This is a genomic window from Streptomyces sp. NPDC048637 (assembly GCF_040650675.1).
Taxonomy (GTDB): domain Bacteria; phylum Actinomycetota; class Actinomycetes; order Streptomycetales; family Streptomycetaceae; genus Streptomyces.
Map to the genome: position 1 here is coordinate 59,047 of NZ_JBEZHQ010000010.1, position 19,403 is coordinate 78,449.

At 69.3% G+C, this 19,403-nt stretch carries 18 protein-coding genes, 3 pseudogenes and 1 riboswitch; of the genes and pseudogenes, 16 read left to right on the forward strand and 5 right to left on the reverse strand.

All coding sequences use genetic code 11. The features are described from left to right. Window positions 1-192: 192 nt before the first annotated feature. The 3 genes and pseudogenes from AB0C46_RS15560 (at window position 193) to AB0C46_RS15570 (ending at window position 2,688) form a co-directional block, all read left to right on the forward strand. Window positions 193-600, forward strand: a complete 408-nt coding sequence (locus AB0C46_RS15560; RefSeq protein ID WP_362828336.1) for a hypothetical protein — start codon at window positions 193-195, stop codon at window positions 598-600. Window positions 601-616: 16 nt separating this feature from the next. Then, a complete protein-coding gene (locus AB0C46_RS15565) occupies window positions 617-1,810 on the forward strand; it encodes a glutathionylspermidine synthase family protein (protein WP_362828337.1) in 1,194 nt (397 codons plus the stop codon). 22 nt (window positions 1,811-1,832) lie between these two features. Continuing rightward, a pseudogene (locus AB0C46_RS15570) lies at window positions 1,833-2,688 on the forward strand (IS5 family transposase). 23 nt (window positions 2,689-2,711) lie between these two features. On the opposite strand, the gene AB0C46_RS15575 reads toward AB0C46_RS15570, so the two are convergent. Beyond that, window positions 2,712-2,933, reverse strand: coding sequence for a hypothetical protein (locus tag AB0C46_RS15575; RefSeq protein ID WP_362828338.1), 222 nt, complete (start codon window positions 2,931-2,933; stop codon window positions 2,712-2,714). Between the two features lie 395 nt (window positions 2,934-3,328). Here AB0C46_RS15575 and AB0C46_RS15580 point away from each other — a divergent pair, with 395 nt between their 5' ends. The 4 genes from AB0C46_RS15580 to AB0C46_RS15595 all read left to right on the forward strand — a co-directional run bounded on the left by AB0C46_RS15580 (window position 3,329) and on the right by AB0C46_RS15595 (window position 5,810). Beyond that, complete coding sequence (locus AB0C46_RS15580) at window positions 3,329-3,544, forward strand: hypothetical protein (RefSeq protein ID WP_362828339.1); 216 nt, start codon at window positions 3,329-3,331, stop codon at window positions 3,542-3,544. Then, window positions 3,534-4,061 carry a DUF6879 family protein gene (locus AB0C46_RS15585; RefSeq protein WP_362828340.1) on the forward strand — a complete coding sequence of 176 codons (528 nt, stop codon included), beginning with the start codon at window positions 3,534-3,536 and terminating at the stop codon, window positions 4,059-4,061. The genes AB0C46_RS15580 and AB0C46_RS15585 overlap by 11 nt, the downstream gene beginning before the upstream one ends. Window positions 4,062-4,085: 24 nt before the next feature. Next, window positions 4,086-4,940, forward strand: a complete 855-nt coding sequence (locus AB0C46_RS15590; RefSeq protein ID WP_362828341.1) for a helix-turn-helix transcriptional regulator — start codon at window positions 4,086-4,088, stop codon at window positions 4,938-4,940. Between the two features lie 696 nt (window positions 4,941-5,636). Next, complete coding sequence (locus AB0C46_RS15595) at window positions 5,637-5,810, forward strand: hypothetical protein (RefSeq protein WP_362828342.1); 174 nt, start codon at window positions 5,637-5,639, stop codon at window positions 5,808-5,810. A gap of 83 nt (window positions 5,811-5,893) precedes the next feature. On the opposite strand, the pseudogene AB0C46_RS15600 reads toward AB0C46_RS15595, so the two are convergent. Beyond that, a pseudogene (locus AB0C46_RS15600) lies at window positions 5,894-6,207 on the reverse strand (hypothetical protein). 29 nt (window positions 6,208-6,236) lie between these two features. Here AB0C46_RS15600 and AB0C46_RS15605 point away from each other — a divergent pair. After that, window positions 6,237-6,584, forward strand: a pseudogene (locus tag AB0C46_RS15605) (tetratricopeptide repeat protein); the annotation flags it as partial. A 347-nt stretch (window positions 6,585-6,931) separates the two neighbouring features. Further along, a complete protein-coding gene (locus AB0C46_RS15610; protein WP_362828343.1) occupies window positions 6,932-7,519 on the forward strand; it encodes a hypothetical protein in 588 nt (195 codons plus the stop codon). Window positions 7,520-7,813: 294 nt separating this feature from the next. Here the strand turns inward: AB0C46_RS15610 and rocD are convergent, their stop codons facing one another. After that, the gene (gene rocD / locus AB0C46_RS15615; RefSeq protein ID WP_362828344.1) at window positions 7,814-9,019 is read right to left on the reverse strand and encodes an ornithine--oxo-acid transaminase; all 1,206 of its coding nucleotides are present in this window, start codon (window positions 9,017-9,019) and stop codon (window positions 7,814-7,816) included. Between the two features lie 129 nt (window positions 9,020-9,148). Then, window positions 9,149-9,240, forward strand: a riboswitch (ZMP/ZTP riboswitch). 42 nt (window positions 9,241-9,282) lie between these two features. On the opposite strand from rocD, the gene glyA reads away from it, so the two are divergent. Beyond that, a complete protein-coding gene (gene glyA, locus AB0C46_RS15620) occupies window positions 9,283-10,554 on the forward strand; it encodes a serine hydroxymethyltransferase (protein WP_362828345.1) in 1,272 nt (423 codons plus the stop codon). 54 nt (window positions 10,555-10,608) lie between these two features. Here the strand turns inward: glyA and AB0C46_RS15625 are convergent, their stop codons facing one another. Further along, a complete protein-coding gene (locus AB0C46_RS15625) occupies window positions 10,609-12,018 on the reverse strand; it encodes a cytochrome P450 (RefSeq protein ID WP_362828346.1) in 1,410 nt (469 codons plus the stop codon). Between the two features lie 341 nt (window positions 12,019-12,359). Here AB0C46_RS15625 and trpS point away from each other — a divergent pair, with 341 nt between their 5' ends. The 3 genes from trpS to AB0C46_RS15640 all read left to right on the forward strand — a co-directional run bounded on the left by trpS (window position 12,360) and on the right by AB0C46_RS15640 (window position 15,525). Beyond that, entirely contained in the window at window positions 12,360-13,373 is a 1,014-nt protein-coding gene (gene trpS, locus AB0C46_RS15630) for a tryptophan--tRNA ligase (protein ID WP_362828347.1), read from the forward strand. Between the two features lie 182 nt (window positions 13,374-13,555). Continuing rightward, on the forward strand, window positions 13,556-14,140 hold the full coding sequence (locus tag AB0C46_RS15635; RefSeq protein ID WP_362828348.1) for a 2'-5' RNA ligase family protein: 585 nt from the start codon (window positions 13,556-13,558) through the stop codon (window positions 14,138-14,140). 341 nt (window positions 14,141-14,481) lie between these two features. Beyond that, window positions 14,482-15,525: a YhjD/YihY/BrkB family envelope integrity protein gene (locus AB0C46_RS15640; protein ID WP_362828349.1), complete on the forward strand. Its 1,044-nt coding sequence runs from the start codon at window positions 14,482-14,484 to the stop codon at window positions 15,523-15,525. Window positions 15,526-15,612: 87 nt separating this feature from the next. On the opposite strand, the gene AB0C46_RS15645 is transcribed toward AB0C46_RS15640, so the two are convergent. Beyond that, a complete protein-coding gene (locus tag AB0C46_RS15645; RefSeq protein WP_362828350.1) occupies window positions 15,613-17,058 on the reverse strand; it encodes a D-alanyl-D-alanine carboxypeptidase in 1,446 nt (481 codons plus the stop codon). Between the two features lie 10 nt (window positions 17,059-17,068). On the opposite strand from AB0C46_RS15645, the gene AB0C46_RS15650 reads away from it, so the two are divergent. The 3 genes from AB0C46_RS15650 to AB0C46_RS15660 all read left to right on the forward strand — a co-directional run bounded on the left by AB0C46_RS15650 (window position 17,069) and on the right by AB0C46_RS15660 (window position 19,380). Continuing rightward, window positions 17,069-17,359, forward strand: coding sequence for a hypothetical protein (locus tag AB0C46_RS15650; RefSeq protein ID WP_362828351.1), 291 nt, complete (start codon window positions 17,069-17,071; stop codon window positions 17,357-17,359). Window positions 17,360-17,381: 22 nt separating this feature from the next. Then, on the forward strand, window positions 17,382-18,866 hold the full coding sequence (locus AB0C46_RS15655; RefSeq protein ID WP_362828352.1) for a metallophosphoesterase: 1,485 nt from the start codon (window positions 17,382-17,384) through the stop codon (window positions 18,864-18,866). A 196-nt stretch (window positions 18,867-19,062) separates the two neighbouring features. Continuing rightward, on the forward strand, window positions 19,063-19,380 hold the full coding sequence (locus AB0C46_RS15660; protein ID WP_362828353.1) for a hypothetical protein: 318 nt from the start codon (window positions 19,063-19,065) through the stop codon (window positions 19,378-19,380). Window positions 19,381-19,403: the final 23 nt, after the last annotated feature.

The window sequence follows — 19,403 nt, forward strand, 5'->3', positions numbered from 1 at the left end:
CCGCCCCTTCTACCGCACGCGCAACACCGTCGGGCCGTCCTCACGAGGGCGGCCCGACGCCTGTCTGCTCCCGGTCTGTCGGCGCCCGGCCCGTTTGTACCGGCGCCGGACGGCACCTCGTTTGCGGCGGGCCCCTGGATGCCGTCTACGCTGGCCCCGCTCAAACAGATGTCCAACGGGGGAAGGCAAGACATGGCGGAGAAAGCACGCCGGCGGCTGCGGTCGAGCACGGTGATCCTGGGAGGCATGGGCGCGCTCGCCGCCGCCCTGACGTCCTGCGGCTCCGAGCCCGACAAGCGCTGCGTCGACCGCAACAGCTACGACGCGCTCAACGGCTACCGCGTCGTCGACTCCAAGAAATGCTCGGCGAGCGGCAGTTCGTCGTCCGGAAGCAGCGGTTCCAGCAGCGGCGGATACGGAAAGAGCGGCCGCGGCAAGCAGTCCGTCGACGGCCAGTGGTACTACGCCCCGGACAACACCGGCGGCAAGTACGCCGACAACGGCACCTTCAGCAAGAGCACGGCCGTCAACCGCGGCGGCTTCGGCTGCTCGGGGTCGCACAGCAGCGGCGGCGGCCGGCACGGCTCCTTCGGCGGCTGAGCGGACACGGGACGGCATGGAACGCCACACCATCGAGCCGCGCCCCGGCTGGCAGCAGACCGTCGAGGCGCAGGGCCTGATCTACCCGCTGACCCGCTACCCGGACGACTCGCTGCGCCCGTACTGGGACGAGAGCGCGTACTACTCCTTCACCCTCCCCGAGGTCGAGGCCCTGGAGGAGGTCGTCGAGGAGCTGCACGGCATGTGCCTGGCCGCGGCCGCGCACATCGTCGACCAGGACCGCTTCGCCGACCTCGGCATCGAGGACCCGCGGCTGGCCAAGCTGATCGCCGAGTCCTGGCGCCGCCGTGCCGAACTCCCCTCCCTCTACGGGCGGTTCGATCTGCACTACGACGGCAGCGGCCCGGCCAAGATGCTGGAGTACAACGCCGATACGCCGACCTCGCTGGTCGAGGCCGCCAGCCCCCAGTGGTTCTGGATGGAGGAGTGCTTTCCCGGCGCCGACCAGTGGAACTCGCTCCATGAGCGGCTGGTGGCGGCCTGGAAGCGGCAGGCCCCGCTGCTGCCGCCCGGCGCACCGCTGCACTTCGCGCACTCGTCAGGCGACGAGCTCGGCGAGGACCTGATGACCGTCGCCTACCTGGAGGAGACGGCCCAGCAGGCGGGCCTGGAGACCGTCGCCATCTCGATGGAGGACATCGGCTGGGACCGGCTCTCGGGCCGCTTCGTCGACCAGCGGCTGCGCTTCATGCGGGCCTGCTTCAAGCTCTACCCGTGGGAGTGGCTGGCCACCGACGACTTCGGCCCGCATGTCCTGGACACGCTCGACAACGGCGGCGGCACCGGCTCCACCCTGTGGATCGAGCCTGCCTGGAAGATGCTGCTCTCCAACAAGGCGCTGCTGGCGGTCCTGTGGGAGCTCTACCCCGGCCATCCGAACCTGCTGCCCGCCTACCTCGACGGGCCGCGCGAGCTCGCGCACACCCGCGGCTACGTGGCCAAGCCGCTGCTCGGCCGGGAGGGCGCCGGTGTCACGCTGCACGAGCCGGGCGCCGAACCGGTGTTGCGGGGGCCCGACGACCCGTGCTGCTACCAGGAGCTGGCGCCGCTGCCGGACTTCGACGGCAACCGGGTGGTGCTCGGCGCCTGGGTCGTCGAGGACGAGTCGGCGGGGCTCGGCATCCGGGAGTCGGCGGGGCCGGTCACCGATGAGTACGCGCGGTTCCTGCCGCATGTGATCCGCACCTAGGCCATTTCTTTCCGATCATCGGATCGTCGGCCTGGCCGTGCCGTTGACTGACGCGCAGTGGGCGCGGATAGAGCCGTTACTGCCGGACCGGACGCCGAAGCGTGGCGGGCGTTGGCGGGATCACCGACAGGTGATCGACGCGATCGCGTGGAAGTTCCAGACCGGCTCGCAGTGGGTGCACCTGCCTGCCAAGTATGGCTCGGGGAAGGGCGTCTACACCCGACTGCGGAACTGGGCGATCGACGGTACCTGGGAGCGGGTCTTCACCGCTCTGCTCACGCAGGCCGACGCCGAGGGCGATCTGGACTGGGTTGTCGTAGTCGACCCCACGATCGTGCGCGCACCAGCACGCGTCCGGGGCCCGCGAAAGGGGGCCCGGACGCCGAGCCTGGTCACCACGCGACCGGGCGCTCTCGTGGTGGGCTGACCACGAAGATTCACCTTGCTGCGGACGGTTGTTGCCGTCCGCTGTGCTTCGTCCTCACACCGGGCCAGGCGAATGATGCGCCGCGTTCGAGCACGTCATGGCTGCCCTGCGTGTGCCCAGGACGGTTGGTCGACCACGCACCCGACCGCTCGTGGTCCTGGCGGACCGGGCCTACTCATCCCGGGCCATCCGCGCACACCTACGCAGACGGGGGATCCGGGCAGTGATCCCGCAGCCCGCTGACCAGGTTGCCAGCCGCAGGCGCAAGGGCCGCCGGGGCGGACGACCCCCAGCCTTCGATCGCGAGACCTACAAGCGACGTAACACCGTCGAACGCTGCATCAACCGCCTGAAGAACTGGCGTGGCCTGGCAACTCGATACGAGAAGACCGCCACCGTCTTCCGAGCCGGACTCCACATCGCCGGCATCTTCATCTGGTCCGCTCGCTGATCCAGGGAATCATCTGGCGGGTGTCAGTTCCACGGTTCCTGGTCGGGGTCCTCACCCATCACCTTCGCTGCGGCCACGCAGAGATCCCGGCCGCAGAGCTGGTTGCTGCCCCACTCGGAGCCCCACAGGTCGGTCGCGGCCTGGGCCACGGAGCGCCAGGTGAGGTCTTCATCTACCCGCCAGGTGCGGATCTGAGCGGCCATCTCGGACGTGATTGTCGACGGGTTCACAGTGCTCTGTGTCATTCCACCGACCGTACGGACTCAGCGGAGAATGCGGCCATCGCATTACGCCCTCGTATGCCCTCCACCTGCCAGCTGTCGGAACTCAGCGGTCCGAGAACTGAAGTACAAGATCCGTAAGAGAGGTCCTAGGCACGGGCCACCCAGCGTGGCCAGGTGCCGCGTCATCCGAACGCCTCCGCTGGCAGCCGGCCCTGCGCTGTCGGCATCATCCGGGACGTCGTGGCCGAGGGCGGTTCAAGCGCTCACCCCGGCTCTCGGCCACCCGGCACACATTGAGGCGGCGGCGATCGCAGGAACCTAAACCCGTGCAAGTTCATGCAAGTTCGATGCGCAGCAAGGTGAATTGAGCGCAAACTCGTAGTCAGAGATCGTCTTCAACGAGTGAGGAGGGCGCCATGGCTTTGCACATGCTCGGCAAGGACCCGAACTCCCCCGAGGGGAAGTCCGCCACCGTCTATTACGACGACGTCACTGACAAGTACCTGGTCCAGGGCCTGAAAGTGCTGGACGACGAACGACTCTCCCAGTTGGATCTCCCGGACCATGAGACGGTCGTGGAGATCCCCAAGTACATGACACAGTTCTTTCCGGAGGTACGCGGTGGCGGCTGAGCTGACGTTTAGCGAGCTGTTCAAGCAGGCGAAGCGTTCAGCCGTTCACCTAGAGATGAGGGACGGGTACATGCGATCCGACCCGCGATTCGTCTCTTGGCGGCAGGACCCGCAAAGTGTTCCTGCCAAGAGCGACTCAGCCTCCCGCCCCTGGCTCGCCCTGATGCAAGAGATCACCACGCGCGGTGTGGAAGTCCGTCGTGCTCGGATCTTCTCCGAGCCCATGAGTGACTACCTCCGCTTTGAGCACCACCTCACGCCCAGCAACGTGGAGGCTGGCGAGCAGGTGCGCTGGCTGCCACGTCGCAAGGTGTCGGACCTAGCGCTCCCAGGCAATGACTTCTGGCTGTTCGATGACAGCCTGGTCGTGTTCCTGCACTTCACCGGGGATGGCGAGCTGTCACCCGAGGGAGACGAGGAGCGGACGACGGAACCAGCCATCGTGCAGCTCTGCTCAACGTCTTTCGAGGCGGTCTGGGAACGCGCAGTCCCGCACGAGGTTTACAGGCCGGTCTGACCCACGAACAGGGCTGAACTCTCCGTGTCCCCGTCGTCGCCGTCGTCCAGCATCCAGCAGGCCAGGGAAGCGCTTGGGAAGCGCCTCCGCGAGATCCGCAAGGATACCGGTCTGACCGCCCGCGCTGTGGCGGCGGCGGCAGGGTGGCATGAGTCGAAGAGTTCCCGGCTTGAGAACGGTCGAACACCTCCCTCCGATGAGGACATTCGTACCTGGACCCGGATCTGTGACGCCGAGAGCCAAGCCGCGGACCTCATTGCGACCGCCCGTGGCATTGACGGCATGTACGTGGAGTGGCGGCGTCTGGAAAGCGCCGGCCTGAAGCGTGCCCAGGAGTCCGTGCGACCGCTCTTCGAGCGAACCCATTGGTTCCGCTTCTATCAGTCGTGGGTCATCCCAGGGCTGCTCCAGACCCAGGACTACACACGCGCCATCCTCGACACGGTTGCTTCTGTCAGGGACACTCCTGGCGACACTGACGAGGCTGTCGCAGCACGGATGGAGCGCCAACGTGTCCTGTACACGGGAGGACGCCGGTTTGCCTTCCTGATTGAGGAATGGGTTCTTCGCACGGTCATCGGAGATTCCGCCACGATGGTGAGCCAATTGGGTCACCTGATCGGAATGACGGCCACGCCCTCCTTGAGCCTTGGCGTGATCCCCATGGGGGTCGTGCGCGGCAATGCATGGCCGTGCGAGTCCTTCTCTCTGTACGACGAGGAACGGGCCTCCTGTGAGCTTGTGTCTGCCAGCCTCACTGTGAAGCAACCGAGTGAAATCGCCGAGTACGCCAAGACGTTCACCGAACTCGCAGGCATCGCTGTTTACGGGGCGGCAGCCAGGAAGCTTATTACTTCGGCCGTCGACGCGCTCGGGTGACGGCGTGCAAGTTCGTAGAAGTTCATTGAGCTGAGTCTTTCGCTCTCCATACCGTCGGGAAGACAAGCCGTTCACCCCGCGGAGACGCCATGACGAGCCCAATTCGGTACAGCCAAACGCCCGTTGAACTGCCGTTGAATGGCTGGCTAGTGGAGGGCGAACCAGCCCCCGGTTGCAAGGTGTGTGGCGCCTTGGGAATCCAGCGAAGTGAGGCGTTGAAGCGAAACGACAAGGTTGCGGCATGTGTTGCTGCCCGGGAGATCCGAAATCACGGCCGTGGGCACGCGGAGGCGTCATGACCACCCCCGAGCAGGACAGGCCGAGCGTCAAGATCGTTGAGGACTGGTGGGCAGCACTCGGCGGAACCCTGGATCGCCACTCAAACACCGTGTTTGTGCCGCAGCGATCGAAGGTGCCCCCATGCCCGTTTCCATGCTTTAGCTGTCGTGCCAAGGGACGTCAGTGAATGCTCTGCGGCCACGGACACATGATGAGTGAAGAACAGGCCGGCCTGTGGGCCTGCCGCATCTGACCGGCGGCAGTCGGAGCCTGAAGACTCCTGCCCCGGCGGCGGAAACCTGGACAGTCGAGCAGCCGGGGCGGGTGACCAACCGCAAAGGAAGCCCCTTTGCGGCCAATGGGCCATGCCCTCGACCGTACGGCGGCATGGCTCCTCGCGAAAGAGGAGGTTGGTGAATGAGCGTTGTGAGCGTCGATATGTACGAGACGCGCACGCCCGACGCCGAAGGCTGGCGCGGTGTGCCCTTCCGCCACGAGGCGGAGACGGAGGAGGACGGCGGCAAACACGATGGCGGCCCCATGCCTCCGGAGGCTCCGCGTGAACCGTCGCCACAGGGCGGGGACAAGTAACCCACGCTGGTAGAGACGAAAGCGCCCCTGCTCCGGCGCATGGCCGGAGCAGGGGCGCGGTGCATTCAGTGGTACACGAACTTCTACGTATTGACCGACGCCGGCCCGAGGGCGGTCAAGCGCCCGCCCCGGCTCTCGGCCACCCGGCGTACCTCGGCAAGGCTTGCGGTCAATTCAACGGCCAGCAGGTGCAGTTCCCCGGGCGTCCACGCCGTCCGGCAAGCACGCGGCGGGCTTCTTCGATGAGATCGTCGGCCGAGCTGAGCTGCTCATCCTCGATCCGGTCGGCGACGCGGGAGACATATCCGGTCCCGTCGCCTGCCAGGAAGCACGGATTCCCGTCCGGGCTGGTCCACGGCAGTAGCCGGACGAAGACCCTCGCTGTAGCGTTGGGCATGTCGTCAACTCCCTTGTAGTTGAGGGCTAATGGCCACTCGGGAACCGAACCGGCACCTTGAACGGCTTTACCGGCAGACCGGCTGGGCGCTGCGGCAGTTCGTCCAGGCCGTGAACCGCATCGGCACCGAGCGGGGAACCCCGCTCAAGTACCGCGAGCCGTCGGCCCATCAGTGGTGTCAGGGGCAGCACCTCGGGATAGGGCTCTTTTCTGTAGCGGTGACGGTGCCCGATTGGCCGGATGTGGTGGGGCGGATGGAAGCCGTTCAAAGCGGCCGGACCCGGCGCATTGGCATGCCAGAGGTCGACATGGTCATTGCCATGACCGAACGAGTGTCAGAACTCGATGACCAATTCGGCGGGCGCCACGCCCGGCCAAGCAGCCGCGTCCCCGCAATCCGGTCCCCGCATGCGCGCATTCCTCGCCGGACAGTGGTGTCGTGAAGCCCCGTCACCCCTTCGGGCCAGGTGATCAGCGCCTCCCGCACACCCCGGGGCCTTAACCGCAGCCGGCCGAAATTCTTGAAGAAGATAGGTCAGATGACAGATTTAAAGGATCCTGAAGCATCGTAGCTTCGAGTCATCTCCACGCGGAGTCAGACGACCCGGTAAAAGGCAGCGTGCTGCACGCGGCGAGCTTCGCGCGACTTTCTGTGCACGACGCAGGACGGAGGGCGATGCCCCGGGTCCGAGTCAAAGTACCCGTTACCGAAAGGGGAAGTACCGTGGCCTTGGCCCGTCAGCTTCCGTTCCATCCCATCTCGCGCCCCCTGCGGGGCATCGCACGGTTCGCGGTCCCCGTTGTGGCACTCGCGGCCGTTACGGCGCCATCGGCTGCCTACGCCTTCGAAGGCGGCCCCGAAGAGCCGGATCTTGAGAGGGTATCGCCCGTGAGCGACCCTTCCCTGGTGCTCACCGCCTCGGGCCCCGTGGGGAGCCCGGTGTCCTTCGCCCTCCGGCCACTGGCGTACGACAAGGCTACGCAGGGATTCCAGTACAAAAACAACGATGACGGGACCGTGAGTTTCGCTCGCGGAACGTGGCCCGATCTGTCGTGCCTCCAGGATGGGGCGTCCTTGCTCGAAACGGCCTGCGGCTATGAAAGCGAAGGCAACCGTATAACTCCCAACGCCGAGCAGAAGTGGAAGTTCGAGCCGGCATCGGACGGCCTGGCCAATAAACTCCGCAACGTCGGTACGGACAAGTGCTTGACACGTAGTGGCAGTGATGTCCGCACCGAAACGTGCGCAGAGGACGTAAACCAGAATTGGAATCCGCTTGAGGGTCTTCTCCAGGGGATGCCCGAGTCCTGACGGTCGGCCTCTGGCGGGTGCCCGGTTCCTTATGGGGTGGGCGGGGCAGGTGGGAGGGCGGCCATCGCGAGGGTGATGTGCCGGTACCAGGGCCGGGTAGCGACGGACTTGGTAGTGGTCCAGGCCGCATTCACTGTTGGTGATCTGGCACCATTCCTCCCTTGCCACCGCCCGTGGCGGAGGCGTGAAACAACAACCAGTCACGCCACAGGTGGTTGGAGTACTGAACCAGTCACGCCACAGGTGGTGGAGTACGGAGGAGGCACACGAGGGCATCCCGCGTCCGGCCCCGCCTCATCCCTCCAGCACCCCCCGCAGCTGATCGAGCCCCCAGTCCAGGTCCTCCTTGCTGATGACCAGTGGCGGGGCGATCCGGATCGTCGAGCCATGGGTGTCCCTGACCAGCACCCCGCGCGCCATCAGCTGCTCGGAGATCTCCCGCCCCGTGCCGCGTGACGGGTTGATGTCCACACCGGCCCACAGTCCGCGGCCGCGCACCGCGTCCACCGCGCCGCCGCCCACCAGCAGCCCCAGCTCGCTGTGCAGATGTTCGCCCAGCTCGACGGCCTGCTGCTGGAATTCGCCGGTCCGCAGCATCGCGATGACCTCCAGTGCCACCGCGCAGGCGAGCGGGTTCCCGCCGAACGTCGACCCGTGCTCGCCCGGCGCGTACACCCCGAGCACCTCACGGGAGGACACCACCGCCGACACCGGCACCACCCCGCCGCCCAGCGCCTTGCCCAGCACATACATGTCGGGCACCACGCCCTCGTGCTCACAGGCGAAGGTCCGGCCGGTGCGGCCCAGCCCCGACTGGATCTCGTCGGCGATGAACAGCACGTTCCGGCTGCGGGTCAGCTCCTGTACGCCCGCCAGATAGCCCGGCGGCGGCACCAGCACGCCCGCCTCGCCCTGGATCGGCTCCAGAAGGACAGCGACGGTGTTGGCGTCGAGGGCCGCCTCCAGCGCCGCCAGGTCGCCGTACGGGACGATCTCGAAGCCGGGGGTGTACGGGCCGAAGTCGGCGCGTGCCTCGGGGTCGGTGGAGAAGGAGACGATGGTGGTCGTCCGGCCGTGGAAGTTGTTGTCCGCGACGATGATCTTCGCCCGGCCGTCCGGGACGCCCTTGACCTTGTAGCCCCACTTACGGGCCGTCTTCACCGCCGTCTCGACCGCCTCGGCGCCGGTGTTCATCGGCAGCACCAGCTCCATCCCGCACAGCTCGGCCAGCTGTGTGCAGAAGTCGGCGAACCGGTCGTGGTGGAAGGCGCGCGAGGTGAGCGTGACCCGCTCCAGCTGTGCCTTGGCCGCGTCGAGCAGCCGGCGGTTGCCGTGTCCGAAGTTCAGGGCGGAGTACCCGGCGAGCATGTCCAGGTAGCGGCGGCCCGCCACATCCGTCACCCAGGCACCCTCGGCGGTGGCCACGACGACGGGCAGCGGGTGGTAGTTGTGCGCGCTGTGGGCTTCGGCGGCGGCGATGCTGCGTTCCGTGGACGTCACCGGTGACTCCGTTCGGTAGGCCGTGCGGGCGCGGGCACTGCCGCGTCCCTCTCCATTGTTGCGCCCCGCCCGGGCCGTGGGCCTGCGAAGATCCGCCGGACAGGGCCCCGGGGGTGCCTTAGACTCTGCGGTGCGCACTGCGACTGGCGTACGGGGAAGCAACCTCGAGGAAGCGGTGCGCGGCAACCATCACGAGGTGCCGCCCCGCCTGGGCACCCCGGGACCACGACCGGCAACACCGATCGACCGCCCCGGAGGACGCCATGTCACTGCCCCTTTCGCATCCCGCGCTGAGCGCTGCCGACCCCGAACTGGCCGCGCTGGTCGGCGCCGAGGAACAGCTCCAGGCCGACACGCTGCGACTGATCCCCAGCGAGAACTACGTCTCCGCCGCCGTCCTGGAAGCCACCGGCACCGTCCTGCAGAACAAGTACAGCGAGGGGTACGCGGGCCGTCGCTACTACGAAGGCCAGCAGAACATCGACCGCGTCGAGACGCTGGCCGTCGAGCGGGCCAAGGCCGTCTTCGGTGTGGAACACGCCAACGTCCAGCCGTACTCCGGCTCGCCCGCCAACCTCGCCGCCTACCTCGCCTTCGCCGAGCCCGGCGACACCGTGCTGGGGATGGCGCTGCCGATGGGCGGCCACCTCACGCACGGCTGGGGGGTGTCGGCCACCGGCACCTGGTTCCGCGGCGTCCAGTACGGCGTCCGCCCCGACACCGCGCTGATCGACTTCGACGAGGTGCGCGACCTCGCCCGCAAGGAACGCCCGAAGATCATCTTCTGCGGCGGCACCGCCGTCCCCCGCACCATCGACTTCGCCGCCTTCGGCGAGATCGCCCGCGAGGTCGATGCCGTCCTCGTCGCCGACATCGCCCACATTGCCGGTCTGATCGCGGGCGGCGCCCACCCCTCGCCCGTACCGCACGCGGACGTCATCTCGACCACCACCCACAAGACCCTGCGCGGCCCGCGCGGTGCGATGCTGATGTCCCGGGCGAGCCACGCCAAGGCTGTCGACAAGGCCGTCTTCCCCGGTCTGCAGGGCGGTCCGCACAACCACACCACCGCCGCCATCGCGGTCGCGCTGCACGAGGCGGCCGCCCCGTCCTTCCGTGACTACGCGCATGCCGTCGTCGCCAACGCCAAGGCGCTCGCCGAGGCGCTGCTGGCCCGCGGCTACGACCTGGTCTCCGGCGGCACCGACAACCACCTGGTGCTGATCGACCTCACCTCGAAGGACGTCCCGGGCAAGGTCGCCGCGAAGGCGCTGGACCGGGCCGGCATCGTCGTCAACTACAACACCGTCCCCTTCGACCCCCGCAAGCCCTTCGACCCCTCCGGCATCCGCATCGGCACTCCGTCCCTCACCTCCCGCGGGCTGGGTACGGACCGGATGCCGCTGGTCGCCGAGTGGATCGACCGCAGCGTCCAGGCCGCGGCGAAGGGCGACGAGGAGGCGCTGACGGTGATCCGTGGCGAGGTCGCGGAGCTGATGGCCGGCTACCCGGCGCCGGGGCTGCCGACGGCCTGAGGCCCACGGCGTCCCGCCCGGCTCACCGGCTCACCGGCTCACCGGCTGCCGTGATCAGCCGGTGAGCCGGACCGGCAGTACATGGGTGCTGTTGCCGATGAAGCTCGGGTGCGGCGGCAGCTCCGCGTCCGGGACGGCGAGGTCCAGCGCCGGATAGCGGGTGAAGAGCGCCTCCAGGGCGACGGTCGCCTCCAGCCGGGCCAGCGGCGCGCCCAGGCAGTAGTGCGGCCCGTGGCCGAAGGAGAGATGCCGGGTGGCGGGCCGCCGGGTGACGTCGAACCGGTCCGCGTCGGGGCCGTACGCCGCCGGGTCCCGGCCGGCCGCGGAGTAGGAGGCCAGCATCGGTGTGCCACGCGGCACGACCGTGCCGCCCAGCTCCAGGTCCCGGACCGGGTAGCGGAACGGGAAGTGGGCGACCGGACTGTCGTGGCGCAGCGTCTCCTCGACCACGTCGTCCCAGGTCGCCCGCCCGGCCCGCACCAGCGCCAGCTGCTTGCGGTCGGTGCACAGGGCCCGCACCGCGTTGGTGATCAGATGGAGCGTGGTCTCATGCCCGGCGATGATCATCAGCAGCAGAGTGCCGACCAGCTCGCGTGCGCTCAGCCGGTCGCCGTCCTCCTCCTGGGCGGCGATCAGCGCACTGGTCAGATCGTCACCGGGGTCGGCCCGCCGGGACTCGGCGACCTGCCCGAGGACGGCGGTGATCTCACGGTTGGCCGCCTGCACCTCGGCCGCCGTGCCGGTCGTGCCCACGATCAGGTTCGACAGCTCGTGCAGCCGGTCGCGCAACGCGGCCTCCACGCCCAGCAGTTCGCAGATCACGCTCATCGGCAGCGGATAGGCGAAGTGCCGGCGCAGATCCACCGTGCCGTCGGCCGCGGCGGTGCCCGGCAGCCCGTCCAGCAGCCCGGCCGTCAGCTCCACCACCCGGGGCCGCAGGGCCGACACTCGCCGCGCGGTGAACACCTGGGTCACCAGGCCGCGCAGCCGCCGGTGGTCCGCGCCGTCGGCCGTGGTCATCCCGTCGACGGTGGCGAAGGTGGTGAGCGGCCAGCCGGGCGGCACGGTGCCGTCGTGCAGGGCCGCGAAGTGACAGGCATTCTTGGCGACTTCGGGGTGCGCGAGGACCTCACGCAGCACCGCGTGGTGGGTCACGGCGACCGCGGGAACCTCTCCGGGCAGGACGACGGGGACCACCGCCCCGGCCGCCCGCAGCAACGCGTCGGCCGCGGCCCGGCCGGCGCCACCGGGGGCGAGCCGGTGCGGCGCCCCCTCGCCGGCGTGCGCGGGACGGGTGGTGCCGGGCGAGGGTGCGGGACGGGCGGTGCCGGGCGAGGGTGCGGGACGGGTGGTGCCGGGCGAGGGTGCGGGACGGCGGGCGCTGGTCGTCGGGTGTCCGTCGGGGGTCGGCTGTCCGTCGGGTATCGGCTGTCCGTCGGGGGTTATCGGCTGTCCGTCGGTCATCGGCGGTCCTCACAAAGTGGGGGCGGAGATCCGGGGCGGAGATCCGGGGCGGTGCACGGGCCCATGAGCGCGGACCACGGCGCCGCGGCCGTCACGGCACTGCCACGCGGCCACGACAGGGCCACGACAGGGCCACGACAGGGCCATGACTGGGCCTCGGCAGGACCACGACAGGACCACGACAGGGGCACGACAGCACCACGATTCCAGCTTCCGGCCGCCCCGAACAGGCCGCCGCCGCGCCGCCGGGAGCGGCCCGCCGTGCCGCTGCCCGTCCGGGACCGTCCCCGCGTGTGCCACCACACGCCGGTCCCCCCTTGCGGACCTGAGACAATCGGGCCATGGCTCTCCATCGTCCGCGTGTGCTCTCCGGCATTCAGCCCACCGCCGGCTCCTTCCACCTCGGCAATTACCTCGGTGCGGTACGCCAGTGGGTGGCGCTTCAGGAGTCCCACGACGCCTTCTACATGGTGGTCGACCTGCATGCGATCACCGTCCCGCAGGACCCGGCGGAACTGCGCAGCAACACCCGGATCGCGGCCGCCCAGCTGCTGGCCGCCGGTCTCGACCCGGAGCGCTGCACCCTCTTCGTCCAGAGCCATGTGCCCGAGCACGCCCAGCTCGGCTGGGTCATGAACTGCCTCACCGGCTTCGGTGAGGCGTCCCGTATGACCCAGTTCAAGGACAAGGCCGCCAAGCAGGGCGCCGACCGCACGTCCGTCGGCCTGTTCACGTACCCGATCCTGCAGATCGCCGACATCCTGCTCTACCAGGCCCACCAGGTCCCGGTCGGCGAGGACCAGCGCCAGCACATCGAGCTGACCCGCGACCTCGCCGAGCGCTTCAACGGCCGCTATGGCGAGACCTTCACGATGCCGGAGCCGTACATCCTCAAGGAGACGGCGAAGATCTACGACCTCCAGGACCCGTCGGCCAAGATGAGCAAGTCGGCCGCCAGCGCCAAGGGCCTGATCAACCTCCTCGACGAGCCCAAGGTCTCCGCGAAGAAGGTCAAGAGCGCGGTCACGGACACCGACACCGTGATCCGCTACGACGCCGAGAACAAGCCCGGCGTCTCCAACCTCCTCACCATCTACTCCACCCTCACCGGCACCTCGATTCCGGAGCTGGAGCAGAAGTACGAGGGCAAGATGTACGGCGCTCTCAAGACCGACCTGGCCGAGGTGATGGTCGATTTCGTCACACCCTTCCGGGACCGTACGCAGGAATATCTGGACGACCCCGAGACGCTGGACGCGATCCTGGCCAAGGGTGCGGAGAAGGCCCGCGCGGTAGCCGCCGAGACCCTCGCCACCACCTATGACCGGCTCGGATTCCTGCCGGCCAAGCACTGACGCCGTCCCCCCGCGCGGCGGGCCACGGCCGGCCGCGCGGACCCCACCGAGCCAGGGGGCCCCACCCGTGGGCCCCTTGTCCGCTTGCAACAGGTCCGAGGACGCTCCCCGAGAAGGGCGCGTACCCGGCACACTAAGAGGGTGCGCGAGCGCGCCGCACACACGTCAGGAGGGAGAACGCAGTGGGGACCGTAACGCTGGGCGTTTCGATCGCGGTCCCGGAGCCTTATGGCAGCTTCCTCCAGAGGAAGCGCGAGGGCTTCGGGGACCCTGCCGCACCTGGCATCCCCACGCATATCACCCTCCTCCCGCCGACGGAGGTCCGCACCGAGGCGCTGCCCGGCATCGAACGCCACCTCGCCGAGGTCGCCGCCGGCTGCCGCCCCTTCCCGCTCCGCCTGGAAGGCACCGGGACCTTCCGCCCGCTCTCTCCGGTCGTCTACGTCAAGGTCACCGACGGCGTGGCGGGCTGCACCGCCCTCCAGGCCCGGATCCGCGCCGCCTCCGGCCCCTGCGCCCGCGAGCTGCAGTTCCCGTACCACCCGCATGTGACCATCGCCCACGGCATCACCGAAGAGGCCATGGACCGCGCCCAGACCGGGCTCCGGGACTTCACCGCGACCTGGACGATCGGTGGCTTCGCCCTCTACAAGCAGGGCCCGGACGAGGTGTGGCGCCTGGAGCGGGAGTACCCCTTCGGGCCGCAGACGGCCGCCGTCCCCCGCCAGGCCGCCGATCTCTCCCGCCCGCCCGCGCCCTCCTGCTGACGGCCGCTGCCCGCCCCTGCCCTCAAAGCGACAGCCGCCCACCGGACCCCGCCGGGGAGCCGCGCGGCACCGGCCTCCCGGCCTCCCGTCCGCCCGGCCGAACCCGTCCCGGCCCGCGATGGCCTTATGGCACGCATGGCATGCACGGCACGCACGGCACGCACGGCACGCACGGCACGCACGGCACGGCACGTACGGCACGCACGGCACGTATGGCATGCACGGCACGTATGAGCATGCGCATTTCCGGGGTACCCGGACGCTAGTGTTCCGGATCAGCCGGAGCGCCGGCCGCCACATCCTGCCCGGCCCGGCGGTCGACAGGGCACGAGGGGAATGCCATGGACTGGTTGAGCAAACTCCCGGTGATCGGACCGGCCGTCAGCCGGCTGATGACCACACACCTCTGGCGCGCCTACGAACGCATGCTCCGGGTGCACTGGACCAGGCTCGCCGCCGCGATCACCTTCACCAGCTTCGTCGCGCTCTTCCCGCTGCTCACCGTCTCCGCCGCGATCGGCGCCGCGCTGCTCAGCGACGCCCGGCTGCACTCGCTGGAGGGCAAGCTCGCCGAGCAGCTCCCCGGCCTCTCGGACCGGCTCGACATCGCCGGACTCGTCGCCAACGCGACCACCATCGGCCTGGTCGCCGGTGCCGCGCTGCTGCTGACCGGCATCGGCTGGGTCGAATCGCTGCGCGACTGTCTGCGCGCCGTATGGGAGAAGCCCGACGAGGACACCAACTTCTTCCTCGGCAAGCTCCGGGACGGCGCGCTGCTGCTCGGGGTGGGCGGCGTCGCGGTGCTCTCCCTGGCCTGTTCGACCTTCGCGTCCGCCGCGGTGGGCAAGGCGGCGGACGCGATCGGTCTGCCGGAGGGCGGTATCGGCAGCGTCCTGCTCTCCGTCGCCGGTTTCGTCATCGCCGTCCTGGCGGACTTCCTGCTGCTCGCCTACATACTGACCAGGCTCCCCGGCGTCCATCCGCCGCGGCGTGCCGTCGTGATCGCCGGCCTCCTCGGCGCCATCGGCTTCGAACTGCTGAAGCTGCTGCTCAGCAGCTATCTCCAGGGCGTCGCCTCACGGAGCATGTACGGCGCCTTCGGCACCCCGATCGCCCTGCTGCTCTGGATCAACTTCACCGCGAAGCTGCTGGTGTACTGCGCTTCGTGGACGGCCACGGAGGGGGAGCGGCACGGGGAGGGCGAAGAGCTCAAGGGGTCGGCCGCTCCGGAGCGGCCGGAGGGGCCGGACGCGCCGGAGGGGCGAGAAGATCCGGAGGGGCGAGAAGGGCGGGAGAAGCGAGAAGGGCCGCAGCGGCCGGAGGAGCCGGAGCGGCACGCGGGGGGAGAGGGCCGGGAGGGCCCGGAGCGGCCCCGGGCGGCGTAGCCCCTGCCTGCCCGCCGGCCCATCACCCGCCCCTCACCTGCCCATCTCCCTCCCGGCTCCGGTCACTTGCTGCCGGTCACTTGCTGATCACTTGCCGGGTCGGCGCCCCCGCACCAGCTCCGGCAGCGGCCAGCGGCGGTGCACGGCGAACGCCCCCACGGAGAGCAGCGCCACCGCCGCGGCGGTGAGGCCCAGCGCCGTCCAGGCGCCACCCTTGCCGCCGGCGCTGTCCAGCGCGGCCTGGGTGCTCTGGTCCGCGCCCTTGCCCTTGGCGCCCTCGGCGCCGGTGCCGTCGTCCTCGCTCCGGGGGCCGACGAGCCGGCCGACCGGCTCCACCTTGTCGGCCGCCGCGAAGCCCCAGTCGAGCAGCTTGGCGGCCTCCTTGTAGGCCTCGTTGTGCTCCTTCTTCTCCGGGTTCATGACCGTGACCAGGAGCTTGCGGTCGCCGCGCTGGGCGACGCCGGTGAAGGTCGACCCCGCGTTGGTCGTCGAGCCGTTCTTCACCCCCGCGATGCCCGGATACGGCTTCATGTCGTAATCGCCGCTCAGCAGCCGGTTGGTGTTCTGGATGCCGAACGTCGCCCGCTTGCCGTCCTTGCCCTTGTCACCCGGGAACTGCGCGCTTGCCGTCGAGCAGTACTCGCGGAAGTCGGGGTTCTGCAGCCCCGACCGGGCGAACAGGCTCAGGTCGTACGCGCTGGAGACCTGGCCCGGCGCGTCATAGCCGTCCGGGGTCACGACATGCGTGTCGTTGGCGTTGAGCTCCTTCGCGTGCCGCTGCATCTGCGTGACGGTGGCCTCGGTCCCGCCGTTCATCGCCGACAGCGTGTGCACCGCGTCGTTGCCGGACCGCAGGAAGACCCCCAGCCACAGGTCGTGGACCGAATAGCTCAGGTTCTCCTTTATCCCGACGAGGCTGCTGCCGTCACCCATCCCCGCGAGATCGGCGGGCTTGACCGTGTGCTTCTGGTCCTTGGGGAACTTCGGCAGCACCGTGTCGGCGAACAGCATCTTCAGCGTGCTGGCCGGCGCCAGCTGCCAGTGCGAGTTCTTGGCGGCCAGCACCTTGCCGGACTCGGCGTCGGACACGATCCACGAACGGGCCGTCAGCGCGTCCGGGCCCGGCAGCTTCGGGGCACCGGGCTTCAGGGCCACCTGGACGCCGGGCGTCCCCAGCCGGTCACCGCCGATCTGCGACATCTTCGCCGGCGGCTTGGGAGCCTTGGGCTCCTTGGGGTCGGCGTGGGCGGTGCCGGCCAGGAGCGGAGTGGCCAGCAGTCCGGAGGAGGCCAGTGCGGCGACGGTGCGCAGGGGGAAGCCGTGACGCGCCGCACGCCCGGCGTTGCCGGTCGTGGCCGAAGCATTCGGGGCGGTCGGGTCGGAGGAAGCCGTGGAAGCCATGGAAGCCGTGGAAGCCGTGGAAGCACTGAAGGTCGTCGGCACGTCGGTGAAGGTACCCGCCTTTGCCCGGGACGCCGACAGCACCCCACGGAAGAGTGCCCCTGTCGACCGCCGGATGGAGCCGCTGCCCATACTGGGATGTATGAAGCTCTCTCGCCCCGTGTCCTGGTTCCTGCTCGCCTTCGGGGTGTGGAGCTGGTTCATCTGGATCACTTTCGTCAAAAACCTCTGGAAGGACGGGAGCGGCCTCGCCTTCGACGACGCGGGTGACCCGACCGCCTACTTCTGGGTCCATCTGCTGCTCGCGGTGGCTTCCTTTCTCTTGGGGACGGCGATCGGCGTGATCGGGTTCCGTGGCGTACGGGCCTTGCGCCGCGCGGCCGCGGATCACACGCCCGAGCAGCCCGCCGCCCCCTCCTCCGCCGCCTCCTGAACCACGGACACGGGAAGACGCCGTGATCTTCGCCCTGATCGTGGTCCCGGTCCTCGGACTGTTCTTCGGCGTGCACCGCTACCTGTGGTGCCGACTCGTCCGGGACCCCACCACCCCGGGCAGCCGGCTGCGCCGGGCGGGCACCGCCGCCGCCTTCGTCCTCCCCGTGCTCACCCTCGCCACCCTCCTGGCCGGCCGGACGGGCGCCCCCTTCCCCCTCCAGCAGGCACTGGCCTGGCCCGGCTATCTCTGGCTGGCCCTGGTGCTCTACCTCACACTGGCGCTGCTGGCGGGGGAAGCGGTCCGGGCGGTGTGGCTGCGGGCACTGCGCGCCCGCGAGCGCGCGGAAGGGGACGGGCCACCCGTCGGGCAGGGACGCGGGCATGCGGAAGGGGACGGGTCGCCGGCCGGGCAGGGGCGCGGGCATGCGGAAGGGGACGGGGCACCCGCCGGGCACGGACACGGGCGGCGCACGGAACGGGACGGGGCACCCGCCGGACAGGAGTGCGAGCCCGGAGCACAGACACCGCCGCCGACCCCGGCACCGACCCCTGCCCCTTCTCCCACCCCCTCCCCGGACGCACCCCACACCCCGTCCCCGTTCCCTTCCTATTCCTCTTCCTCTTCCCCTTCCCCCACGCTTCTCCCACCCGGCACCCCCGCCCTGCCGCCGCTCGCCACCCCGCCCCGCCGTCTCTTCCTCGCCCGGGCGGTCGCCGCCGGCGCCTCCCTCGCCGCCACGGCCGCCGTCGGATACGGCACGGCCACGACCCTCCGCGGCCCGGTGGTCAAGCGCGTCACGATCCCACTGGCCAAACTGCCGCGCGCCGCCCACGGCTTCCGGATCGCCGTGGTCAGCGATATTCACCTGGGCCCGGTCCTCGGCCGCGCCCACACCCGGCGCGTCGTCGAGACCATCAACCGCACCCACCCCGACCTGGTCGCCATCGTCGGCGACTTGGTCGACGGCAGCGTCACCGATCTCGCCCCGGCCACTGCACCACTGCGCGAACTGCGCGCCCCACACGGCACGTTCTTCGTCACCGGCAACCACGAGTACTACTCCGGCGCCGACCAATGGGTCGACCACGTACGGGAGCTGGGCATCCATCCGCTGGAGAATGCCCGCATCGAACTCCCCGGCTTCGACCTCGCCGGCATCAACGACATCGCGGGCCAGACCGAGCACGCCGGCCCCGACTACGACCAGGCCCTCAGCGACCGGGACCCCGCCCGCGCCGTCGTCCTGATGGCCCACCAGCCGGTCACCATCCACGACTCCGTCCGGTACGGCGTCGACCTCCAGCTCTCCGGGCACACTCACGGCGGCCAGATGTGGCCCTTCACCTACATCGCCGACGCCACGAACCCCACCGTCGCTGGCCTGGAGCGCTACGGCGACACCCAGCTCTATGTCTCCCGAGGCGCGGGCACTTGGGGGCCACCGGTACGGCTGGGCGCCCCGCCGGACGTCACGATCGTCGAACTCGCGTCGCTGCGGGCGTGACTGGACCCCGGAAGAGTTGCGCTACGTAGGTAACAACCCGTCGACAACTGCGATCGCACATTGTGCTAAATCGCACACATTCCGACATTCGATCTTGCGGCGAAGGCCGCCAACTCCCTAGTCTTGGCATTCTTTAAGCTGCTCATACCGCAGGCTTCGTCGGCCTGCGAGGTGGGCCAACGGGGGAGTGAAACCAGTGGGTGAGCAGTTCAAGGTCGACCTCGACGAGCTCGACAGCGTCGTACGCAAGCTCAAGCAGCTTCGCGGCGACATGGACGAACCCAGCCAGAAGGTGAAGTACAGCACGGCCATCCCGAAGTCGGCGTTCGGCTCCAGCTTCGATGAAGCCGAAAAGCTTGCCGCGTCGCACGACAAGATGCAGACGTACATGACCCAGGTGATCACTGCGCTCCACGAACTCATCACGGAGTTCGGAGACAAGACCGAGCGCAGCCGGGGCGCGTATGAGGACCAGGAGCACGAGACCAAGACGTCTATGCGGCAAGGCAGTTGAGTCCACAGTAAAACGAACGCCAG